This is a genomic window from Siphonobacter sp. SORGH_AS_1065, assembly GCF_030818595.1.
Lineage (GTDB): Bacteria > Bacteroidota > Bacteroidia > Cytophagales > Spirosomataceae > Siphonobacter.
This window is the reverse complement of sequence record NZ_JAUTAM010000004.1, coordinates 3,907,776-3,928,655: the sequence shown is the minus strand read 5'-3', so window position 1 is coordinate 3,928,655 and position 20,880 is coordinate 3,907,776. Positions and strand designations below refer to the sequence as shown.

Genomic DNA, 20,880 nt, shown 5'->3' with positions numbered 1-20,880 from the left:
TTGAGAAAGAGAGTACATAACAAACGGCCCGCAGTGACGGGCCGTTTGTGTTATCTTCTACCCCGGCTTAACAGCATAGTTGCTTTCTGTACTACCTGTGGGTTCTGTGACTTACCTTTTAAGTAATTTCCCAAATACGTAAACTCATCGGGTCCCGGACTTCCTAACTTCTCGTACTGATTGACCCGGTCAATGACCTGAGCCCATTGCTGGGTTTTGATCAAGGCATTCAGTTCAGGAATCAGTGTTCGATTTTCGATTGATTTTCTGTCAAATCCCAGCGTATTTAAGTAAGACCCCAATTTCTGAATTCGTGCGGGACTCATAGTAGCCGCCCGGCTGGAGTATAGCGTCGTCATGACAATATACTCACCGATCTTCTTTAAATCTTCGGCGGGAAATTTCGACTTATACAAGGCCAAATGGGTCATGAAGTAATCAAACAAGGGATTTTCAGCATCGAGTAATACCTTCTGGATAACCGTAAACGCGGCTTTCGACGTATACTCAGCAGGCTTGAGTGCTTTCGTATAAGCCTGCATGGCCTGAATGTTACTCACCGTATCTTTCATAATACGGCTAAAATACCCGTAGTCTGCCAGAAAACTGGGATTACGTTCTCCCTGCCGAAAACGATTCTGATAATTTTGAGCCCGTTGTTTGGGGTCTGCCACCTTACTAGCCAGAGCGACTAAGGGTTGTACTGCATTTTCAGTACTTTGAGCGTGAATGAGCTTCACGTTCGAATCAAAAAACAGAAATAAAGGTAAGGACGGAACAAACAGGTTTTGCTTCGCCAGAAAAGCCTGAGCCTCGGGCGTATTAACGTCCAGCTTATAACTCACAAACCGATCATTAAATGCTTTCCCTACGGAAGCATTTTTGAAGGTCGGAATGAAACTCTCGCAGATGTGACACGTAGGCGAATACACTTCCAGGAAAACTAATTTCCCCTTTGTCTTCGCCTGGGTGAAAGGCGTCCGAAGATTACCCGGAATAAAGTTAACGCCTTGCCCGAAGGCATAAGTACTGGTAATAAGAAAGGCTAAAACCCAACGGAGTTTCCGCATAAAGATTGGAAAATTTGATCGTTTGAAGTTTGAGAAATGAAGTTAACGCTTCCGTCGCTAAAGCGAAATTTATCAAACGATCAAACTACCTATTATAAATTATTTACCGCCATTTCTCTGTAACTCTTCGAGTTCAGCCTTTAGGTTACGGCTCAGAATTTTGCAAACGTCATGGATTTGCTCGGCCATTTTCTTATCGCCTGTGGCTGATATAATAGAATCCGCCACGCCTGACATGATTTCAATGTAAAATTGCTTCATGTCGCCTACTTCCATGTCTTTCGTCCATAAATCAAGCTTCATCGTTGCCCGGTGGTAACGATCCCAGGTGGCAATAGAAACGGCCTGCGTGTCATTCAGCCCTTCGTTTGGGTTGTCTGAAGCATCCCAGTAAATTTTGTTGGGAACGTTATTCTCGTCTAATTCAACGTCAAAATGGATTTCTGCTTTTTTCATAAATGAATGGCATGCGTGCCCGTTTCAAAAAATTTAATCAGGTTAGTAAAGGGCAAAAGCCTTCGATAAGTTCCTTCCTTATCGTTGTTTGTTAGTTGTTGAAAGTTGTTGGTTGGTTTTGTTTGTAGAGATTAATTACTATTTCTCTATCGCTGTCAGCTTTTTTGCTGGCAACAACCAGTCAAGTATCAGGAATCGCTGTTTGTTAGTTGTTAAGAGTTTAGTTGGTTCTGTTTGTAGAGATTAGTTACTATTTCTCTCCCGCCGCCAGCTTTTTCGCCGGCAGCAACCAGTCAAGTATCAGGGAAGGTGCTGCCAGCAAAAAGCTGGCAGCGGATCCATCTAACTAAGCACCCAACTACTGCTGTCCAAAAACTTTTTTCAGCAAATCAGTCACCCGAGCCTGTGGATTCTCGCGGATTTTCGCTTCCTCCTGCTCGACCAGTTTAAATAACCCATCAATCGCTTTACGAGTGGCGTAGTCATTCAAATCAGGGTTCAATTTCTGAGGTACCAATGGCAATTTATTATAACTCGTTACGATTGTACCGTAATATTTAGTGGCCTGAGTCTTTTCAATCGAAGTCTGAATCACTGGCGAGAATTCTTTGTAAAGAGCATCAAAGGATGTACGTTTTAGATATTCCGTCGCTGCGTTTTTCTCCCCTTTCAATATATTAATGGCATCGGGAATCGTCATTTTGGTAATCGCATCCACGAAAATAGGGAATGCTTTCTTCGACGCGTCTTCAGCTCCCCGGTTCAGGGTTAATACAAACTGATCGACTTGTTTTCCTAAACCAATTCTTCGTAACGTACTTTCAGCCTTCTGAATCTCAGGGGGTAATAAAATTTTAATCAAGGAATTTTTAAAGAAACCATCCGTCTTTGAAGCCTGATCGGAACCATTGCGAATACCGACGGTTAAAGCTTCCTTAAGACCTTTGGCAATTTCATCCGAACCTAAACCCGTTGCCGAGGAACTTTGATTCAGAATCGTTCCAGCCTTTTGAAGAATGCCGCCCCAGCCACTTTTTTTAGGAGCTGCCTGGGTAGTATCCGTCTGAGCCTGAACTATTTGTGTAGTCAATCCTAGTACTAACAGACTACCAACCCATGTTTTTACTGATTTCATAAAGATTCGTGTGGTTGATGTTTTAAATTGGGTCAAGACTTTTTATGTAGTTTTGAGCTGCAAAATTAGAGCAAAATCGAAACATACCGCCAGATATTACGATTAGCTTTATGAAGCGAAGATGATCAACGATGTTGTCATCCTCTCTCCTAGTTTCTGGTACAGACTCCTTACGTAGAAAAAATGAATACCATTACTGCTGAAATTATTACGATTGGAGACGAGATTTTGTTTGGACAAATCACGGATACCAACACCCAATGGATCGGAGCTGAGTTATCAGCCATTGGCGTTCGAACCATTCGAAAAAGCTCCGTGGGCGATCATAAGTCTGAAATCTTACGCATTCTGGCCGAGGCCGAACAACGAGCGGACATCGTTATTATCACGGGCGGACTCGGTCCCACCAAAGACGACATCACGAAAACAACCCTTTGCGAATATTTTGGAACCAGTCTGGCTATCCATGAAGAGGCTCTGGTATTTGTTACCGAATTTTTCCGGAAAAGAGGTCGCGAGATAACCGACATTAATAAGGGCCAGGCCGCCCTGCCCTTAAATGCGACGTACATCCCTAATACCCGCGGCACTGCTCCGGGCATGTGGTTTCAGGAGCGTAATACCATTTTCGTTTCCTTACCTGGCGTTCCGCATGAAATGATTGGCTTAATGACGGACGAAATCATTCCCCGCCTGAAGCAATCATTCGAATTACCCGTCATTTATCATAAAATGATCAAAACGATTGGGATTGGGGAGTCCTTTCTGGCGGAGCGAATTGAAGCCTGGGAAGATGCCCTCCCTTCGCACATCAAGCTGGCCTATCTGCCTTCCATGGGCATGGTAAAGCTGCGACTCACCGCTACGGGAACAAACGTGGATGTTCTGGAAAAAGAGGTCCAGGAACAGGTAATAAAAGTTTTACCTTTAATTTCGCCCTACGTTTTTGGTTACGATTCGGATGAGTTTGAAGACGTCGTTGCTGAGTTACTGAAAAAATCAGGACAGAGCCTCTCAGCGGCGGAAAGCTGCACTGGAGGGTACCTTTCTCACCTGATTACCAAGATTCCAGGATGTTCAGCGTATTTTGAGGGTGGCGTGGTAAGTTACTCCAACGAAGCCAAAATGCACACGCTGGGCGTTCAGGAACAAACGCTGCTTGCCCACGGAGCAGTCTCCGAAGAAACCATTCGTGAAATGGCCGAAGGCGTTCGTAAACGTTTTCAGACTACCTTTGGACTCGCAACCAGTGGAATAGCTGGCCCTGATGGCGGCACTGCCGAAAAACCCGTGGGTACCGTCTGGATTGCTCTGGCTACGCCTCAACAAACGATTACCAAAAAGCTCACCCTCGGAGGAACCCGTGAACAGAACATTCATCAGTCGGCTATTTCGCTGCTGAATGTATTAAGAAAGGTTCTGCTCAATATTCCTCTGGATTAATTGCTGAAATGACTTTGAATCAAGAATTCATCGTCGTTTTATAAACACAGTTTTCTTATGACTGAGATTCTCATGCCTGCCATGGGCGAAAGTATCCACGAAGCAACCGTATTAACCTGGTTAAAAAAGCCCGGCGATCACGTGGAAATAGATGAGCCTCTGCTGGAAGTAGCAACGGACAAAGTAGATACCGAAATTCCTTCTACGCATACAGGTATTTTGAAGGAGATTTTGATTCAGGAAGGTCAGGTTGCCGTTATTGGCAAACCCATTTGCCGCATGGAAAGTACGGAAGTGGCTACTCCTGAAGCGAAACCGGAGCCCCCTACTCCCGATGAAAACAGCAGTCCAGAGGAAGTAGCCAGTTTCCTGGAAAGTTCTGTTCACTCGGCAGCAGCTTCACTCGGCCCGCGTTTCGAAACACCCGCTACCCAGGGTCGTTACTACTCCCCTTTAGTTCTCACTATTTGCGAGAAGGAAGGCATTTCTATGGAAGAGCTCAATGCGATTCCTGGAACAGGAGCTGACGGTCGGGTAACCAAGAATGATATTCTGGATTACGTGGCCAATAGACCTGCCCAGAAGCCTACTCCTGAAACACCCCAACCCGTTGCGGCACCAACGCCAGCCCCCACCAATGCTCCTAAACCCGTAAGCGTTAGTAGCGGTACTGTAGAGATTATTGAAATGGATCGGATGCGGAAGATCATCGCCGAACGAATGGTGGATTCCAAACGCATCGCTCCTCACGTAAGCAGCTTCGTTGAAACGGACATGACCACGCTTTCTCGCTGGAGAGATCGGATGAAGGGTCAGTTTCAGAAAGAATACGGTGAGAATCTGACCTACACGCCTTTATTAATTGAAGCCGTAGTGAAGGCGATTAAAGATTTTCCGATGATTAACAGCTCCGTCGAAGGAGATAAAATTCTGGTCAAGAAAGCGGTTAACGTAGGTATGGCCGTTGCTCTTCCCAATGGTAATCTGATCGTTCCTGTGATTCATAACGCGGATCAATACAATCTGGTTGGCTTAACCAAGAAGATCAACGATTTGACGAAGCGGGCTCGTGAGAACAAACTCAAGGCGGAAGATCTGGTAGATGGAACCTATACCGTTTCAAACATTGGTTCTTTTGGAAACATCATGGGGACACCTATCATTCTGCAACCTCAGGTAGCAATCATGGCTTTCGGCGTTATTCAGAAAAAACCAGCAGTTATCGAAACGCCCGAAGGTGATGTAATTGCGATCCGTCAAAAGATGTTTATCTCTCACTCTTATGATCACCGCATTGTTGATGGCTCACTGGGAGGCCAGTTTGTCAAACGAGTGTCAGATTATCTGGAAAACTTCGATCCAAACCGCAAGCTGATCTAAATTAAGCTATTACTACTAGGAGGTTTTGTAGAAGAAATAGCTTATCCATAGCTGGTGTCTCATCAGTCCCCAATCATTTGTATGCAAATAGTGGTTGGTGAGACACCAACCTCGGCGTAAAGGTTAAAAAGTCGTGTTTGGCTTCCCTGCCCTGGTTGGTGTCTCACCAACCACCGTTTGCATAAAGGTTAAATCGCGTCTGGCTCTCCCCACCATGGCTGGTGTCCCACCAGTCCACTAGTCGTTTGTACGCAAACCGAGGCTAGTGAAACACCAAGCTCGGCGTAAGGTAAAAATCGCCTCTTACCCAGACGCGATAAAGTCGCGTCTCTACTTGGAAATCCCCCGCAGTCGCTCGGCTAAAGCCGAGTGACCCCCTAGCTCTAGGCCTCTGGCCGGTAGGATGCGAACCCATAATGGGCCAGATAACATCTTTCTCCAACAGAAACAGGCTGGTGAACATCGGCCAGAGGCCTACCAGTTATAGCGTCACTCGGCTAGAGCCGAGCGACTGCGTAAGGCAAATAGAAGAGTTCACTTATAACCTCTCGATTATTCCAATAAAAAAGGACGACTCATACGAATCGTCCTTTTTTGGTTATTGGTAACTTTTTAATTAAGCTTCCACTTCCTGTAATTCTTTAGCTTTGACAGGCTTCAAGCGGATGATACGCATCCAGTGGAGTGTCTTGATTACGGGATAGGTAGGATCAAATTCAAACCATTTTGAAGCAAAGTTTACCTGGTTAGGTAACTTGTGGTGGTTGTTCTGGAATAATTCACCCATCATCAGGAAATCCAGAATCAGTGAGTTACGAGACTTATCGTTGTTATCGTAGTTCTGGTAACCGTATTTGTGACCACTCCAGTTTACGATTGCACCGTGAACGGGGCCCATCAGGAAGTGAATAGGCAACAGGAAGAAAAACGCCCAGTGCATATCAAACCAGATGAAAGCAGCAATGTAAACCAAAGAATAAGCCGTACCCCAGCCGATGCGGGAAATCCATGAATCACCGATTTTCTCAATGGTGTTCCAGTAAGGATAGTTACGATCAAATTGTGGTTCAATTTTGGTTTTACCAAAAAGAATCGCGTTATAAATGTCTTTCGTCTTCCACATCATCGTGAAAGCGTTGCTTGAGTTGTGAGGTGAGTGAGGATCTCTTGGACCATCGCTAAACGCGTGGTGCATCCGGTGAAGGATCGCATACCCTTTAGGACTCAGGTAACTCGAACCTTGCGAGATGTACGTAAGCAAGTAGAAGAAGCGTTCCCAAAACTTATTCATCGTAAACATCTTGTGAGCAGAGTAACGATGCAAAAAGAAGGTCTGGCTGAACAGCGACAGGTACCAGTGAATAATAAATGTTGGAATAATTAGTTGCATTTCGGCAGAATTAAAATTGTACCAGTGACAAAGTTAAGAATCAAACTCCAGCTTTAGCAGGATAGTTGCAAATGTTTATAAAATATTCAAAAAATTTTTCATACTATACATTTCCAGAATTATAAAGTGGTCATGGAGTAATAAACCAAATTGGCTCCCATTCGCAAGGCTTGCTGCCGCACGGCTTCGGGGTCGTTATACACACTTTGATCTTCCCAGCCATTTCCTAAATCACATTCGTAACTAAAGAAACAGACCAGTTTTCCCTGCCAGATTAATCCCCAGCCCTGCGGCGACTTGCCATCGTGTTCGTGCACTTTGGGTAAGCCCGCGGGAAAAGGAAACTTTGCTTTGTAAAGGGGATGATTAAAAGGTAACTCGACAAAATTTAGCTCAGGAAAAACTTTTTTCATTTCTCTACGGACGAACTTTTCCAGTCCGTAGTTATCGTCAATATGCAGGAATCCACCCGCTATCAGATACTTACGTATATTTTGAGCTTCGGATTCAGTGAACACTACATTCCCATGCCCAGTCATGTGCACAAAGGGATAATTGAAGAGTTCAGGACTCCCCGGCTCTACAATATCTTCCTCCGCCGCCAGATTGGTTTTCAAGTTCTGATTGCAGAATTTGATCAGATTGGGTAATGAAGTTTTATTACCATACCAATCACCCCCACCCCCGTATTTCAAGCGGGCAATTCGTAGCGAAGCCTGCTGAGCCCAGGTATTCAGACTCATCAAGCAGATGATAATCAACACATTTCCAGCAATCCGTTTCAGATTCATAGGCTTTACTGATTCATCAAATCAAGCGTGTGTACGGCTATAAGGCCCGCCGTTTCGGTTCGTAAGCGACTGTTTCCTAAGCTCACCGACAGAAACCCAGCCCTTTTTGCCTCTTCAATTTCCGAAGCGGTAAAGTCTCCCTCCGGTCCGATCAATATAACGTAATCTTTACCCGGAATGATTTCCGTTTTCAGCAATTTCCGGTCATCATCTTCCAGGTGAGCTATGAACTTCTGACTACCTAGCCTTACCTGATTCAGAAAATCTTTCCAGGGAACAAGCCCTTCTACCGCTGGTAAAGTCAAGTTCAGAGATTGTTTCAGGGCAGAAACGGCAATTTTCTGCAAGCGTTCCAGATTAATAGATTTGCCCTTCCAGTAACGTTCGTCCGTACGTTTGGTTAAGATAAAGCTTACGCGGCTAACGCCTACTTCTACGCATTTTTCCAGCATCCATTCAATTCGATCCAAATCTTTAGTCGGCGTAATCGCCAGATGGATCGAATACGGACGTGTCTCTTCCCGTTGTTCGGACCGAATCTGTACAGAGCAGCGTTTGGGATTAGGGTTTACGATTGCTGCCTCGTAAAAATTCCCTTTGCCATCAACAATTTTTATAATATCGCCCGTACCCAATCGCAATACTTTCACGGCGTGACGTGACTCTTCTTCCGATAGATACAGGTGTTCCTGAATTTCTGATTCAAAAAATAAATGCATGCTCTAGTAATCAGTGAATGATGATCAGTGTCACCATTCACTGATCCATACTAATAAGGATTATTCCTCTTCGTCCAGACTGTGGAAGGAATACAACGTAGGGTCCAGCTCTAACTGCCCTGACGTGAATTCTGAAACGAATTGCTCAATCACCTGGTCGTTCAATACCTCTACATTCAGGCAAACGTCCAGCTCAACCGTACCTTCTTCGGGGTTTACTTCCGTTTCCAAGTGCTCGGTTACTTTGATTTCCTCGTTTTCCTCAATCTCTTCAATAATTTCCGTAATCAGTAATTCCACTTCTTCATCAATCTCGTCATTGGCCTGATAGGTTTCATCACGCTGATCGATAGGTACGTAGAGTGGGTGTTCCTGCGTGGCCCGGCGTTCCGCTTCTTCGTACACCAGACTACTGTGGTGCAGGCGAAGCGTGTATAACACCGCGTCAAAAATCACTTCCTTCCCTTCATGGTTGCCAACAAATTGAAAGTGAGCATATTCATCTCCCATGGGTTCGTCCAGATCAGGGTCTTCGGTGTAAACAAAAGAATGGCCGCCCTGGCGGATTTCTTCTTTCAATTGCTGAATAGCTGATGAGTCGTAGCCGGAGTTTTCTGCAGTCGGCATATTAGTTATGCATTGGTTTGAAAGCCAAAGTACGAAAAAAAAGCCCGCAATGTCTGCGGGCTTTTTCCTATTTTTTAACTAAAAAGCGAATTAACGAAGCATTAAAAGCTCACGGTATTTCACCAGTGGCCATTCGTCGTCATCCACGATTAGTTCCAGCTTATCGACGTTGTAACGTATTTTTTCGAAGTAATCCTTCACTTCAGTTCCGTAAAGTCTGGCCTGTTCTTCGCTATCGGTAATGGCATTTGCCTTTTTACGGGCTTCAGTCATTTCATCCACCAGAATCTGAATCTGAGCCGTATGTTCTGCAATACGTTTGATCGTTTCTACCGTTGGAGCATAATACTTCTCTTCAATACCGATGTCTTTCTGACCTTTCACGTTTTCCACCAGTTTGGTCTGATACTTCAGAGCCGTGGAGATAATGTGGTTAATGGCCAGATCACCAATGACGCGGGATTCAATCTGAATTTTCTTGATGTAATTCTCCAGCTCGATTTCGTAACGGGCGTGCAGTTCTTTCTCCGTAAAGATTCCGTATTTTTCAAAGAGGTCAACTACTTCTTTTCGAGTATAAACCGCCAGAGCTTCTGGAGCTGAACGAATGTTTGAGAGTCCACGACGTTCGGCTTCTACTACCCAGTCATCCGAATAACCGTTCCCTTCGAAAATGATGCGTTTAGAAGAGGTAATGTATTTTTTCAATACTTCAACAATCGCCAGCTCTTTCTTCAGGTCGGTATTAATTAATTCATCGACATCCTTACGGAACTGAATTAACTGATCAGCAACGATCGTATTCAGAATCGTCATGGCAGACGCCGAGTTTGCCGAAGAACCTACGGCTCTGAATTCAAATTTGTTACCCGTGAAAGCGAAGGGCGACGTACGATTACGGTCGGTGTTATCGAGTAATAGCGAAGGAACTTTGTTAATACCCAGTTTCAGATACACGTTATCTCCTTTTTCGAGCTTGAACTCGGTCATTAGAGGCATGTTCTCGATGGTATCAATCACTCGGCTCAATTCAGAACCCAGGAATACCGACATGATGGCCGGAGGTGCTTCATTGGCTCCCAGACGGTGTTCGTTACCCGCCGTAGCAATGGTTGCCCGTAAAAGATCGGCGTGGTCGTGTACGGCCTTTACTACGCAGACCAGAAAACTAACAAAACGCAGGCTTTCTTTGGGTTTTGTGCTGGGACCCAATACGTTAATACCCGTATCTGTCGCCAGTGACCAGTTATTATGTTTCCCTGAACCGTTAATTCCGGCGAATGGCTTTTCGTGGAATAACACCTTGAATTTGTGACGGGACGCAATTTTCTGCATCAGGTCCATCAATAAGGCGTTATGGTCACAAGCCAGATTTACTTCCTCAAACGTGGGAGCCACCTCAAACTGAGCGGGAGCCACTTCGTTATGACGCGTGCGAACGGGAATACCTAAACGCTGAGCTTCCACCTCGAAATCAACCATAAAGGCGTTCACGCGAGGAGGTATCGAACCGAAGTAATGATCTTCCAGTTGCTGACCTTTGGCGGGAGAATGCCCGAAAACGGTACGTCCAGCCATTAATAAGTCAGGCCGAGCATTAAACAGAGCTTCATCTACCAAGAAGTATTCCTGCTCTGCTCCCAGCGTTGGGATTGTTTTTTCGGTGTTACGGTCGAAATACTCACTCATGACTTTCGTGGCCGCTTTGTCAATGAGTTCAATCGACTTCAGTAGTGGTGTTTTGTAATCCAGAGCTTCGCCCGTATAGGCTACAAATACACTGGGGATACAAAGTGTAGACGTACCTGCGGAGTTTTCCAGAATGAAAGCAGGCGACGAAGAGTCCCAGGCTGAATACCCACGGGCTTCAAATGTACTGCGAATACCACCGTTCGGGAATGAACTGGCATCCGGTTCCTGCTGAACCAGAGCGGAGCCTTTGAATTTCTCAATGGCTTTACCCGTTCCGGGAACAATATCAAAGAAAGCATCGTGCTTTTCGGCAGTAGTTCCGGTCAGAGGCTGAAACCAATGGGTATAGTGAGAAGCTCCTTTCGACAAGGCCCATGACTTCATGGCGGCGGCCACTTCATCGGCGGTATCGCGGTCTATTTTGTGTCCTTCTTTAATCGACTTCGTGATTCGTTGAAAAGTTTCCGGACTCAACAGAGACCGCATGGCTTCTTCATTGAAGGTTAAGCTGCCAAAATACTCCGTAACTTTTTCAGAGGGTACCTTTACCGTGGGCAACTGTCGGGACTGAGCAAGGCTTAATGCTTTAAAACGTGCTAATGCCATAGAATGGTAATTAGAGTCGGGGTATTACATTATAAAGAGGTTTCAACCTGGCTCTAAATAAATTAGGAACGGTGGCTGAAATGCAAATCTGCAAAAAATTAATTCTTCCTTACCTATCCTCTTGGTAAAATACAATTTCACTCTTGCACTAAGAGCATAGTTACTAAATTCATCTATTAAAAAATGGAGAGTGCCATTTTAAGGTCTAACCCTTAAAAAGTGGGGTATTTTGTTAAAAACAGGTTAAAATTTAATGGATTTACCCGAAAATTCATCCATTTGATGATTTTTTCTAGAAAAATGAGGTGTAATGAAAAATATATATTAACAAAATAAAGATATTATTGTACATTTCAAATAATTCAAAACATTTTAACATAAAAAGTAAGAATATGCCAAATAATGATTTGGAAAAGTACTTATTATCGACTTAGATTTGACCCGTCAATCGAACGAATCGTTTCATACTATTTATATAACAAAACCATGGCAAAAGCTAAATTGGAGTATATCTGGCTCGACGGATACAAGCCCATGCAAAGCCTCCGCAGCAAGACTAAAATTGTTGATGATTTTTCAGGCAAACTAGAAGACCTCGATATGTGGTCTTTCGATGGCAGCTCTACCGAACAGGCTCCAGGTCGCTCTTCTGATTGTTTGCTTAAGCCAGTATTTGTTTGCAAGGATCCTGCCCGTTTAGGTGGCAATGGTTGGTTGGTAATGTGCGAAGTCTTGAATGCAAATGGTACTGCACACGAGTCTAACGGTCGTGCTACGATCGATGACGATGATAATGATTTCTGGTTCGGTTTCGAGCAGGAATACTTCCTGTGGGATCCCGAAACTAACAAACCTCTGGGCTTCCCAGCAGGTGGATACCCAGCTCCTCAAGGCCCATACTATTGCAGCGTAGGTGCTGGTAAGGCCGTAGGTCGCGAGATTATCGAAGAACACCTTGAGCTTTGCCTTGAGGCTGGTCTGAACGTAGAAGGTATCAACGCAGAAGTAGCTTTAGGTCAGTGGGAATTCCAGGTATTCGCCAAAGGTGCTAAACAAGCTGGAGATGAAACGTGGGTGGCTCGTTACCTGCTGGAACGCGTAGGTGAAAAATATAACGTAGTGATCAACTGGCATTGCAAACCCCTGGGAGCTCTGGATTGGAACGGTTCAGGTATGCACGCTAACTTCTCTAACACGTTACTTCGTACCGCAGGTAGCCGCGAAGCTTACGAAACAGTACTCGAAGCTTTCCGTCCTGTAGTGAAAGAGCACGTAGCAGTATACGGTCCTGATAACCACCTGCGTTTGACTGGTAAGCACGAAACAGCTGCCATCAACAAATTCTCTTGGGGTATCTCTGACCGCGGTTCTTCGATCCGTGTCCCCATCGCTACGGTTGAACGTGGTTGGAAAGGCTGGTTAGAAGATCGTCGTCCAAACTCAGCAGCAGATCCTTACAAAGTAGCTGCCCGTATCATCAAAACGGTTAAAAGTGCAGAATAATCTGCTTTGATATAGATTACCGAAAGCCTCCGACTCACATCGGAGGCTTTTTTATTAGCTCAAACTGAACAAATTAGGTATTTTTGCAACTTATATGAGCAACCAGCGGAACTCGTCAGGAGTTTTACGCCTTTTATTCTTCCCATAAGCGGGATGATTCCATGAAAAAAGTAGCATTTTATACCTTAGGTTGTAAACTTAACTTTTCTGAAACGTCGACCATTGCCCGGAATTTCGAAGAGAAAGGGTATCAACGCGTCGAGTTCAATCAGAATCCAGATATCTTCATTATTAATACTTGTTCCGTTACCGATAACGCGGACAAGAAGTGTAAGAAAATCGTTCGCGAAGCTCAACGGATTAATCCCGACGGTTACGTGGCGATTGTGGGTTGTTATGCCCAGTTGAAACCGCAGGAAATTGCTACCATTCCTGGTGTAGATGCCGTTTTGGGTGCTGCCGAAAAATTTCGGCTGGTAGAATTACTCGACGAATTTCAGAAAGAACCTACGGGTGAGGCTCGGATTTATAACTCGAATATCGAAGAGGTGGTGGATTATCACGCCAGCTATAGTCTGAACGATCGTACCCGTACGTTCCTCAAAGTACAGGACGGTTGCGATTACCCTTGCTCCTATTGCACCATTCCCCTGGCTCGCGGGGCTAGCCGTAGTGATACCATTGAAAATGTATTGAAGGCAGCCCACGAAATTGCCGAACGTGGCGTGAAAGAAATCGTACTAACGGGTGTTAATATTGGTGACTTTGGTATTCAGAACGGTATTCGCCATGAGCGATTTGCTGATTTGGTAAAAGCTCTGGATGACGTAGAAGGGATTGACCGTTTTCGTATTTCATCCATCGAACCCAATTTATTGACCGACGAAATTCTGGAGTTCATCAGTACCTCCAAACGTTTTGTTCCGCACTTTCACGTTCCTCTTCAGTCGGGCAGTAACAAAGTGCTCGGCTACATGAAACGTCGCTACAAACGTGAACTATATGCTGATCGGGTGGCAAAAATTAAAGAATTAATGCCCCAAGCCTGTATTGGCGTTGATGTAATTGTGGGGCATCCCGGCGAAACCCAGGAGTTATTTCTGGAAACGTATCAGTTCTTACAGGATTTACCCATTTCTTACTTACACGTATTTACGTACTCCGAACGTCCCAATACGGCTGCATTAACGATTAAGCCCGCCGTGCCCGGTTCTCAACGAGCGGAGCGTTCGAAAATGCTTCATATTCTATCCGATAAAAAACGTCGGGCCTTCTACGAAACCCAATTAGGGAATACGTTACAGGTTCTTTTCGAAGAGGAAATTGAAAACGGTCAGATGCAGGGCTGGACCGAGAATTACGTCCGCATCACCGCTCAATACGATCCCTTGCTGATTAATGAGATCAAAACCGTTCAATTAACTACCATTGCTGAAAATGGCCTGGTGGAAGTGGAAGAGCCGCAGATGATTGAAGCTCACTATTAATACTGATTTTCTGGCAATTATATAAAAAGGGAGCCCCGCAATGCAGGGCTCCCTTCGTATTCTATGCAACAAAACCACCGGAAAACCGGTGGATTTGCTGGGGGTATGAGGACTAAGCCTCGATTAAAAATTCATCGTGTTGGCTTACGTCCAGACCTGTTTTCTCATCTTCTTCCGTTACACGCAGAGGAAGGATTTTATCCGTTACCCATAACAGGAAGTAAGAAACTACAAAAGCAAATACTGATACGATCACCAGTGCAATCATGTGAGCTTTGAACGTGTCGAAAGGACCATACGCCAGACCATCTACTGCTACTGCGGAGTTCACCGATTTCGTAGCGAAGATACCCGTCATGATCATACCAACCATACCACCAATACCGTGGCAAGGGAATACGTCAAGTGTATCATCCAGAGCACCTTTAGCTTTCAGGTGAGCGAAGTAGTTAGAAACAATACCTGCTACAGTACCAATGAACAAAGCTACAGGAACCGTCACGAAACCAGCCGCAGGCGTAATAGCTACCAGACCTACTACCGCACCAATACAGAAACCTAAAGAAGATACTTTCTTACCTTTCGCTGCATCGAATAATACCCAGGCTAAACCAGCAGTTGCAGCAGCAAAGTTAGTAGTAGCGAAAGCTGAAACGGCTAAAGGTGAAGCGGCTACCGCTGAACCAGCGTTGAAACCAAACCAACCTACCCATAACAGAGCCGTACCTAACAGTACGAATGGGATGTTTGCGGGAGGAAGGAAATTAGCTTCCATGTGTGACTTCCGGCGTTTCAGGTAGATGGCTCCTGCTAAAGCAGCCCAACCTGCCGACATGTGTACAACAGTACCGCCGGCGAAATCCAGAACACCTAATTTAGCCAGGAAGCCTTCGGGGTGCCAGGTCATGTGTGCCAGAGGGCTGTACACGAAAACGCTAAACAAAATCATGAACAGCACGTAGCTACGGAAGTTAATCCGCTCAGCCATGGAGCCTGTTACCAGTGCCGGAGCAATAACGGCAAACTTCAACTGGAATAATGCAAACAAAGCCAGCGGAATGGTTGGTGCCAGTGACCAGGGCTTGCCGTCCAGAACACCCTTCCACATAAAGAAGGTAGCGGGGTTACCAAAAAAACCGTAATCGCCAATTTTTACTGAGTCTCCAAAGGCAATACTAAAGCCAACGACCACCCAGAGTACCGAAATTACGCCCATGCCAATGAAACTCTGGAACATGGTAGAGATTACGTTTTTGGCATTTACCATTCCGCCGTAAAAATACGCCAGACCAGGAGTCATCAGCAATACAAATGCCGAAGCAACGATCATCCAGGCAATGTCGCCAGTATCAAGTCCTTCCGTGTGAATCTGCGTAGGCAAATTCGGCATAAAAGCTCCCAATAAACTGACTGCGGCCAGTATAATCAATGGAACGTACGATGGTTTTTGCATAGAAGTTAGGAAATAAATGTTTGATGAGTATTAGTAAACGATGAGAGAAAGGGTTTAAAATTTAACAATGGCATGCACGGCAATGGTTGATTGACTGCTTTTGGTATAATTGCCGTCACTATCTTCAAATTTTTGAACCGATCCGGGAGCTTTAGGATACGCATCCATGCGGAACTCTGGTTTCAGTAATAAGTGTCCATCAGCTAAAGTGAAGTTACCGGTTACGGTGAATGAATTTACCGACGTACCTAACCCATCCCCATTAACCAATGCACGATCACCTTTGGTATTGTCAAAGTGCTCATAACGAACACCTAAGCCAAATTTATCACTAAATGCATAGTTACTATACACGGCTACACCACCCCATTTGGGAGTTGAAGTTGCTTTTGTAACTGGAATTGTGGTTTTATTAGTACCATAGGCTGCATTTAACCCTAAAAAGAAACGCTCAGTAATTTGGTAGGTTGTTGCCAAATCGAACAAAGAATAAAAATTTCCTTTGGCCGGAGCCCCAACATTCGAATATTCATTACTGCCAATCCAGTTCAAATATACATTAAAATTGGTTGCAGGTGAGAAGAAAAATTGAGATATAATTCCCTTAGCTTTATTATTATCGTTGATATTATCAATATTATTAACCACGCCAGCCATCAAATAGGCTTTATCACTGAAAGAGTACTGGGCTTTTGCACCTACGTGGTAAAAAGGACCATTATTGAAAAGGTTAGACAACGAATAGTTATAGTTTACCGGGGCATCAATAACTTCATAGCCAATGTGGGTACCGAATTGACCCGCTGTTACCGAAAACTTACCCGAAAATTTATAAGTCAAATACGCCTGCTTAATAGCTAATGCAGTAGAACCGTTTGAGCCAAGCGGACTGAAAAAATTTCCATAGTTAGCAATGTCCGAGTTAGGACCAAACGTAATATCGGCTACGGCATCGAGCTTGTCGCTGGTATACGCAACTTTCGTCTGAATCAAACCCAGGGAAAACTGACCTGATTTCTGATCGAACGCCCGGGCGTTACCAGGTTTAGGTGTTCCATTTTCATCCAAACCGGATGTTCCGAGGTTACTACGAGAAGCCGGATTGTTCAGGTTAGCCATGTAATACGTATCAATGTATCCTGAAAAGGTCAGCTTTCCTTCTTCCTTCGTTTCTTTTCCCTCTTCTGCTAACGGGGCTTTCTTCGTAGTATCCGTAGTGACGGTTTGAGCGGATTTTTTGGGCTTTAATAACTTTTTCGTTTCTGGGGAAACTTCAGCAAATGCTGGATACAGTGAAAACAAAGAAAAGATTGAAAGTACGGCCTTTTTCATTATATAATTTTGTTTACATGAATAATAATGGAGGTTTAAATATGGATCAAATATTATGTCAAAATGTAAAAAATGCAAATTTTAGGTTTTTATTTCTCATAAAAACAGAATAAAAATCTCACATTCTTATTATATACATATTTTTTATAATTTAAGTATAACAAAATTTTAAAAATAGTATGTTTGCATATTATTCTGTATTTAAGCCAATTTACAAAATATTTTAAAAATTGACCTGTGTTATCACATCCCAGATAAGTACAAAAAAAAGGACGAGCATTGCTCGTCCTTTAAATCTTCCAAGACTGTATATGAGGTCTTAACTCTGATGGTGCTTTTGGTTATCTACACCACCTATTAAAACTCTATTCGTCGTGCAACCAGGCCTTTTTGGCCATCAGGGTGTCTTCATCTTCCTCGTTTTCCGGATCAGGTACACAGCAATCTACTGGGCAAACCGCTGCACACTGGGGTTCTTCATGGAAGCCAATGCATTCGGTACACTTATCGGTAACAATATAATAGAATTCTTCAGAAAAGGGCGTTTGAGCTTCTTTAGCACTCACCACGGTCCCGTCGCCTAATTCGACGTCGACCAATGCCGTACCTCCTGCAAAGTTCCAGGACACCCCGCCTTCATAAATAGCAGTATTGGGACATTCAGGTTCGCAGGCACCGCAATTGATGCACTCGTCGGTAATCATGATGGCCATGTCAGTCGTGTTTAGTAATTTCGTAGCCTATTTATCCAATCGGATAACAAATGTAACTAAATAAAGTTCGGGGCTCAAAAAAATCTGAATAATCACCCCAGCATATTATTTATAAAGGAAACTCATGTTAGTAAACCATAGAATACAAGCTCTTTCCCAATTAGGAAACTGGCTTACAGATGAATTAAATGCGGAGGAAATACAGGAATGGGCTGAATTTGCAAACCGTAAAAACGGCTGGTTTACCCCAGAATTAGTTCAGCTAAGCCTGAAAGAAATCGCTCGTAATTTTCTTACGACCGATGCTTTACAGGAATGGGCCCAGCGTTATCCCGCATTGAACGCAAGGGTTTCGCCTAAAAAAATCGGACTAGTACTGGCTGGTAACCTCCCCGCCGTTGGTTTTCACGACATTTTATGCGTTCTGATTTCGGGGCATCATGCCTTTATTAAGCCTAGTTCGCAAGACGAAGTATTGATTCGGGCTTTGTTGAAAAAGCTGGTTGACTTAGAGCCTGCCTTTGCAGAACAGATTACGTTTACCGAGTTAATGAAGGAAGTGGATGCGATGATTGCTACGGGTTCGGACAACTCGGCTCGTTATTTCCATTATTACTTCGCTAAAAAACCACACATCATTCGCAAAAACCGTACTTCGGTAGCCATTCTCACTGGAACGGAAACGACTGAAGAACTCTTCAAGCTGGGTCAGGATATTCTGACTTATTATGGACTGGGCTGCCGTAATATTTCAAAAGCTTACGTTCCGAATGATTACGACTTTACGCCATTTTTTGAAGCAATTGCTTCGCTAGAAGCGGTAAGTAACAATCATAAATACGTTCATAATTACGATTACAACCGCTCGATTTACCTCGTCAATCGTACGCCGTTTCTTGATAATGGCTTTCTTTCGGTTACTGAAAACGAATCGCTGGTATCTCCACTTTCGGTTCTTTTCTATGAACGTTACGATAATTTGGACGCGTTAAAATCCAAGATTCAGGCTCAGCAAGAAAAAATTCAATGCATGGTGAGTAAGGATTTTCCGGGAAGCATTCCGTTTGGCACTACCCAGTCACCTCAGCTCTGGGATTACGCCGACGGAGTGGATACCCTTCAATTCTTAACTGAACTTCAGTAATATGAAAGGCCGGAATCAAATTCCGGCCTTTCGTAATCATGCCTGACTAAACATTTCCAGCATTCGACTCAACCCATCTGGAGCGTGCATGGATTCGGTTTGCTCCAAGGTGGTCTGTGCCATTTCTCCGGCCCTTCGACACATATTCTTTTCATAAAACGCAAGGGCCGACTGCGTATCCTGAAAATTTTCGTTAGTTAGGGCATGGGCTAATTCCAGAGCGTCAAGCATGGCCATATTCACGCCTTCGCCCGCATACGGCGGCATGAGGTGAGCGGCATCACCCAGCATGGTTACATTGGATAACGCTTCCCATTGCTGGTCAGGCGGCATGCAGTATTGGGGTCTAGGGATGAACGTAGATTCAGCCTTTTCAAATAGCTCCGTCCACAGTGGATTCCAGTCTGCAAATGCAGTATTAAACCAGTTGAGTACTTCCCGTTTATTCGTGAAATCAATTCCGCTAGTTTTATACCAGAATTCATCGGTCTTATAGCCGGTATAAAATACTACACTCCCGTCACCTTTAGAGCTAACAATCAATGTTTTGGAATCACCCAACGCAAAGATTTTACCGCCCTGAAGTAACTCGTGAAGGACCGGAATCGTCGTTTCTGACTGATGAACAACTCCTTCAACAATCGTTATTCCAGCATAAAATGGACGAATGGGGGTAATGAGCGGACGGATTTTTGAATTCGCACCATCGGCCGCAATCACAAGATCGGTATAGGCCGTAGCACCGTTATGAAACTGCAAATTCCAGCCATTCCCTTCGGGACTCATGGCTTTGAAATGACTATCCCAACTGACGGTTCCGGGTATTAACGAATCCAGCAAAATTTTACGCAGCGGTCCCCGGTCAATTTCAGGGCGGAAGAGCTCTTCACGGTCATTGACAGCTTCGTCCATGAGAATGGTTGCATTTTTATCGATGATCCGCATGTGATCGGCACCAGGACGATAGTTAGCTTTAAAGGCTGCGGTTAATCCGGCTTCTTCCAATGCCTTCAATCCCGACTCCTGGTGTAAATCCAGGGTAGCTCCCTGCACCCGAACGTGCTCATTTTCGTCTCGTTCATAGACGTTAACCCTTACCCCCTTCATTTGTAAAAGTCGGGCTAGCGTTAACCCACCGGGACCGCCACCGATAATGGCAATAGTTTTGTTTTGTATTGAATTCATGGCTTTTTATTAGGTATGCGTTAATCGTTAGGTATCCTCATGCCTTTGATAACCGACTGGCAACTTTGAATGATCCTCTCCTCATTAATAATCTGTTGAGGACGGTTCAGGTGTTCAAAGTATTCATTAACAAGCTCCAAGACTGGAGCAAACAGCAAGGCTCGCTGCACTTCAAAAGGTAGATTAACGATCATTCCTTCCTGGGTATGACGCTTGAGAAAGCGATGCACCGGAGCGAAAAACTGGCCTTCTTTAATATTCTTTTCCTGAAAGGATTGATTCAATAAGGGCGACGATTTACCGTATTGCATCAACACAAAAGCTGAACGATTGGCCACGAAGTAGTGAAAGACATTAAGCCATATCTTCTGTACGCCTTCGGCAAAGCCCATCGCTTCGTTAAAGTCCTGTAATACCGCAGCTTCGTAAGATCCTATTACTTCATCAATGAAGAGTTTTACCAGTAAATCTTCTTTGTTCTCGTACTTGAGGTAAATCGTTCGCGGCGAAATATTGGCTTCTTTCGCTAATTTCTGCATGCTAAGATTTTCCAGTCCTTCCTCCGCAATGATTCGCATGGCCGTTGTACGAATCGCTTCCTCCTTCTCAATATTCTTAGGTCTCATCGTCTAGATCGTTATAGATACTTCAAAAGTAAATAAACGTTTACTTATTAAATAGTTTTTCAAAAATTAATTCATAAAAAAAGGCTTATCAGTACGATAAGCCTTTGATAATCAATAAAGATAAATTT

The 20,880-nt window shown here is 44.2% G+C and carries 18 protein-coding genes; 5 read left to right on the top strand and 13 right to left on the bottom strand.

The features are described 5' to 3' along the window. Positions 1-50: 50 nt before the first annotated feature. The 3 genes from QE390_RS16950 to QE390_RS16940 all read right to left on the bottom strand — a co-directional run bounded on the left by QE390_RS16950 (position 51) and on the right by QE390_RS16940 (position 2,661). Positions 51-1,070 (bottom strand): thioredoxin family protein, encoded by a 1,020-nt coding sequence (locus QE390_RS16950; RefSeq protein ID WP_307143016.1) that lies wholly within the window; start codon positions 1,068-1,070, stop codon positions 51-53. Positions 1,071-1,169: 99 nt separating this feature from the next. Continuing rightward, positions 1,170-1,526 (bottom strand): gliding motility protein GldC, encoded by a 357-nt coding sequence (gldC, locus tag QE390_RS16945; protein WP_307143015.1) that lies wholly within the window; start codon positions 1,524-1,526, stop codon positions 1,170-1,172. 358 nt (positions 1,527-1,884) lie between these two features. Continuing rightward, positions 1,885-2,661, bottom strand: coding sequence for a DUF4197 domain-containing protein (locus QE390_RS16940; protein ID WP_307143014.1), 777 nt, complete (start codon positions 2,659-2,661; stop codon positions 1,885-1,887). A gap of 183 nt (positions 2,662-2,844) precedes the next feature. On the opposite strand from QE390_RS16940, the gene QE390_RS16935 reads away from it, so the two are divergent. Together QE390_RS16935 and QE390_RS16930 are read left to right on the top strand one after the other, a co-directional pair. After that, the gene (locus QE390_RS16935) at positions 2,845-4,104 is read left to right on the top strand and encodes a competence/damage-inducible protein A (RefSeq protein ID WP_307143013.1); all 1,260 of its coding nucleotides are present in this window, start codon (positions 2,845-2,847) and stop codon (positions 4,102-4,104) included. A gap of 57 nt (positions 4,105-4,161) precedes the next feature. Next, complete coding sequence (locus tag QE390_RS16930; RefSeq protein WP_307143012.1) at positions 4,162-5,484, top strand: dihydrolipoamide acetyltransferase family protein; 1,323 nt, start codon at positions 4,162-4,164, stop codon at positions 5,482-5,484. 616 nt (positions 5,485-6,100) lie between these two features. Here QE390_RS16930 and QE390_RS16925 read toward each other — a convergent pair. The 5 genes from QE390_RS16925 to QE390_RS16905 form a co-directional block, all read right to left on the bottom strand. Next, positions 6,101-6,874, bottom strand: a complete 774-nt coding sequence (locus QE390_RS16925; RefSeq protein WP_106634803.1) for an acyl-CoA desaturase — start codon at positions 6,872-6,874, stop codon at positions 6,101-6,103. A 119-nt stretch (positions 6,875-6,993) separates the two neighbouring features. Next, positions 6,994-7,617 carry a DUF4159 domain-containing protein gene (locus QE390_RS16920; RefSeq protein WP_307143554.1) on the bottom strand — a complete coding sequence of 208 codons (624 nt, stop codon included), beginning with the start codon at positions 7,615-7,617 and terminating at the stop codon, positions 6,994-6,996. A gap of 53 nt (positions 7,618-7,670) precedes the next feature. Then, positions 7,671-8,384 (bottom strand): 16S rRNA (uracil(1498)-N(3))-methyltransferase, encoded by a 714-nt coding sequence (locus tag QE390_RS16915; RefSeq protein WP_307143011.1) that lies wholly within the window; start codon positions 8,382-8,384, stop codon positions 7,671-7,673. A gap of 60 nt (positions 8,385-8,444) precedes the next feature. Continuing rightward, positions 8,445-9,011, bottom strand: a complete 567-nt coding sequence (locus QE390_RS16910; RefSeq protein WP_106634806.1) for a hypothetical protein — start codon at positions 9,009-9,011, stop codon at positions 8,445-8,447. A 90-nt stretch (positions 9,012-9,101) separates the two neighbouring features. Continuing rightward, a complete protein-coding gene (locus tag QE390_RS16905) occupies positions 9,102-11,309 on the bottom strand; it encodes a glutamine synthetase III (RefSeq protein WP_106634807.1) in 2,208 nt (735 codons plus the stop codon). A 486-nt stretch (positions 11,310-11,795) separates the two neighbouring features. Between QE390_RS16905 and QE390_RS16900 the strand changes: the two genes are divergently transcribed. Further along, a complete protein-coding gene (locus QE390_RS16900; protein ID WP_106635037.1) occupies positions 11,796-12,812 on the top strand; it encodes a glutamine synthetase beta-grasp domain-containing protein in 1,017 nt (338 codons plus the stop codon). Between the two features lie 161 nt (positions 12,813-12,973). Further along, positions 12,974-14,299, top strand: a complete 1,326-nt coding sequence (gene mtaB, locus QE390_RS16895; RefSeq protein ID WP_307143010.1) for a tRNA (N(6)-L-threonylcarbamoyladenosine(37)-C(2))-methylthiotransferase MtaB — start codon at positions 12,974-12,976, stop codon at positions 14,297-14,299. A gap of 112 nt (positions 14,300-14,411) precedes the next feature. Here the strand turns inward: mtaB and QE390_RS16890 are convergent, their stop codons facing one another. From QE390_RS16890 to QE390_RS16880, 3 genes are all read right to left on the bottom strand, one after another. Next, complete coding sequence (locus QE390_RS16890; protein ID WP_106634809.1) at positions 14,412-15,752, bottom strand: ammonium transporter; 1,341 nt, start codon at positions 15,750-15,752, stop codon at positions 14,412-14,414. Positions 15,753-15,806: 54 nt separating this feature from the next. Then, entirely contained in the window at positions 15,807-17,084 is a 1,278-nt protein-coding gene (locus QE390_RS16885; RefSeq protein WP_307143009.1) for a porin, read from the bottom strand. Positions 17,085-17,449: 365 nt separating this feature from the next. After that, positions 17,450-17,797 carry a 4Fe-4S binding protein gene (locus QE390_RS16880; protein ID WP_106634810.1) on the bottom strand — a complete coding sequence of 116 codons (348 nt, stop codon included), beginning with the start codon at positions 17,795-17,797 and terminating at the stop codon, positions 17,450-17,452. 124 nt (positions 17,798-17,921) lie between these two features. Between QE390_RS16880 and QE390_RS16875 the strand changes: the two genes are divergently transcribed. Continuing rightward, positions 17,922-18,941 carry an acyl-CoA reductase gene (locus tag QE390_RS16875; RefSeq protein ID WP_307143008.1) on the top strand — a complete coding sequence of 340 codons (1,020 nt, stop codon included), beginning with the start codon at positions 17,922-17,924 and terminating at the stop codon, positions 18,939-18,941. A 36-nt stretch (positions 18,942-18,977) separates the two neighbouring features. Here the strand turns inward: QE390_RS16875 and QE390_RS16870 are convergent, their stop codons facing one another. Both QE390_RS16870 and QE390_RS16865 read right to left on the bottom strand, forming a co-directional pair. Then, positions 18,978-20,126, bottom strand: a complete 1,149-nt coding sequence (locus QE390_RS16870; RefSeq protein ID WP_307143007.1) for an NAD(P)/FAD-dependent oxidoreductase — start codon at positions 20,124-20,126, stop codon at positions 18,978-18,980. Between the two features lie 20 nt (positions 20,127-20,146). Next, positions 20,147-20,752, bottom strand: coding sequence for a TetR/AcrR family transcriptional regulator (locus QE390_RS16865; protein WP_106634812.1), 606 nt, complete (start codon positions 20,750-20,752; stop codon positions 20,147-20,149). Between the last annotated feature and the right edge of the window lie 128 nt (positions 20,753-20,880).

Excerpts from the sequence above, each read along its gene's own strand:
- QE390_RS16950 (WP_307143016.1), bottom strand. The coding sequence starts at position 1,070 with ATGCGGAAACTCCGTTGGGTTTTAGCCTTTCTTATTACCAGTACTTAT.
- gldC (WP_307143015.1), bottom strand. The coding sequence starts at position 1,526 with ATGAAAAAAGCAGAAATCCATTTTGACGTTGAATTAGACGAGAATAAC.
- QE390_RS16940 (WP_307143014.1), bottom strand. The coding sequence starts at position 2,661 with ATGAAATCAGTAAAAACATGGGTTGGTAGTCTGTTAGTACTAGGATTG.
- QE390_RS16935 (WP_307143013.1), top strand. The coding sequence starts at position 2,845 with ATGAATACCATTACTGCTGAAATTATTACGATTGGAGACGAGATTTTG.
- QE390_RS16930 (WP_307143012.1), top strand. The coding sequence starts at position 4,162 with ATGACTGAGATTCTCATGCCTGCCATGGGCGAAAGTATCCACGAAGCA.
- QE390_RS16925 (WP_106634803.1), bottom strand. The coding sequence starts at position 6,874 with ATGCAACTAATTATTCCAACATTTATTATTCACTGGTACCTGTCGCTG.
- QE390_RS16920 (WP_307143554.1), bottom strand. The coding sequence starts at position 7,617 with ATGAGTCTGAATACCTGGGCTCAGCAGGCTTCGCTACGAATTGCCCGC.
- QE390_RS16915 (WP_307143011.1), bottom strand. The coding sequence starts at position 8,384 with ATGCATTTATTTTTTGAATCAGAAATTCAGGAACACCTGTATCTATCG.
- QE390_RS16910 (WP_106634806.1), bottom strand. The coding sequence starts at position 9,011 with ATGCCGACTGCAGAAAACTCCGGCTACGACTCATCAGCTATTCAGCAA.
- QE390_RS16905 (WP_106634807.1), bottom strand. The coding sequence starts at position 11,309 with ATGGCATTAGCACGTTTTAAAGCATTAAGCCTTGCTCAGTCCCGACAG.
- QE390_RS16900 (WP_106635037.1), top strand. The coding sequence starts at position 11,796 with ATGGCAAAAGCTAAATTGGAGTATATCTGGCTCGACGGATACAAGCCC.
- mtaB (WP_307143010.1), top strand. The coding sequence starts at position 12,974 with ATGAAAAAAGTAGCATTTTATACCTTAGGTTGTAAACTTAACTTTTCT.
- QE390_RS16890 (WP_106634809.1), bottom strand. The coding sequence starts at position 15,752 with ATGCAAAAACCATCGTACGTTCCATTGATTATACTGGCCGCAGTCAGT.
- QE390_RS16885 (WP_307143009.1), bottom strand. The coding sequence starts at position 17,084 with ATGAAAAAGGCCGTACTTTCAATCTTTTCTTTGTTTTCACTGTATCCA.
- QE390_RS16880 (WP_106634810.1), bottom strand. The coding sequence starts at position 17,797 with ATGGCCATCATGATTACCGACGAGTGCATCAATTGCGGTGCCTGCGAA.
- QE390_RS16875 (WP_307143008.1), top strand. The coding sequence starts at position 17,922 with ATGTTAGTAAACCATAGAATACAAGCTCTTTCCCAATTAGGAAACTGG.
- QE390_RS16870 (WP_307143007.1), bottom strand. The coding sequence starts at position 20,126 with ATGAATTCAATACAAAACAAAACTATTGCCATTATCGGTGGCGGTCCC.
- QE390_RS16865 (WP_106634812.1), bottom strand. The coding sequence starts at position 20,752 with ATGAGACCTAAGAATATTGAGAAGGAGGAAGCGATTCGTACAACGGCC.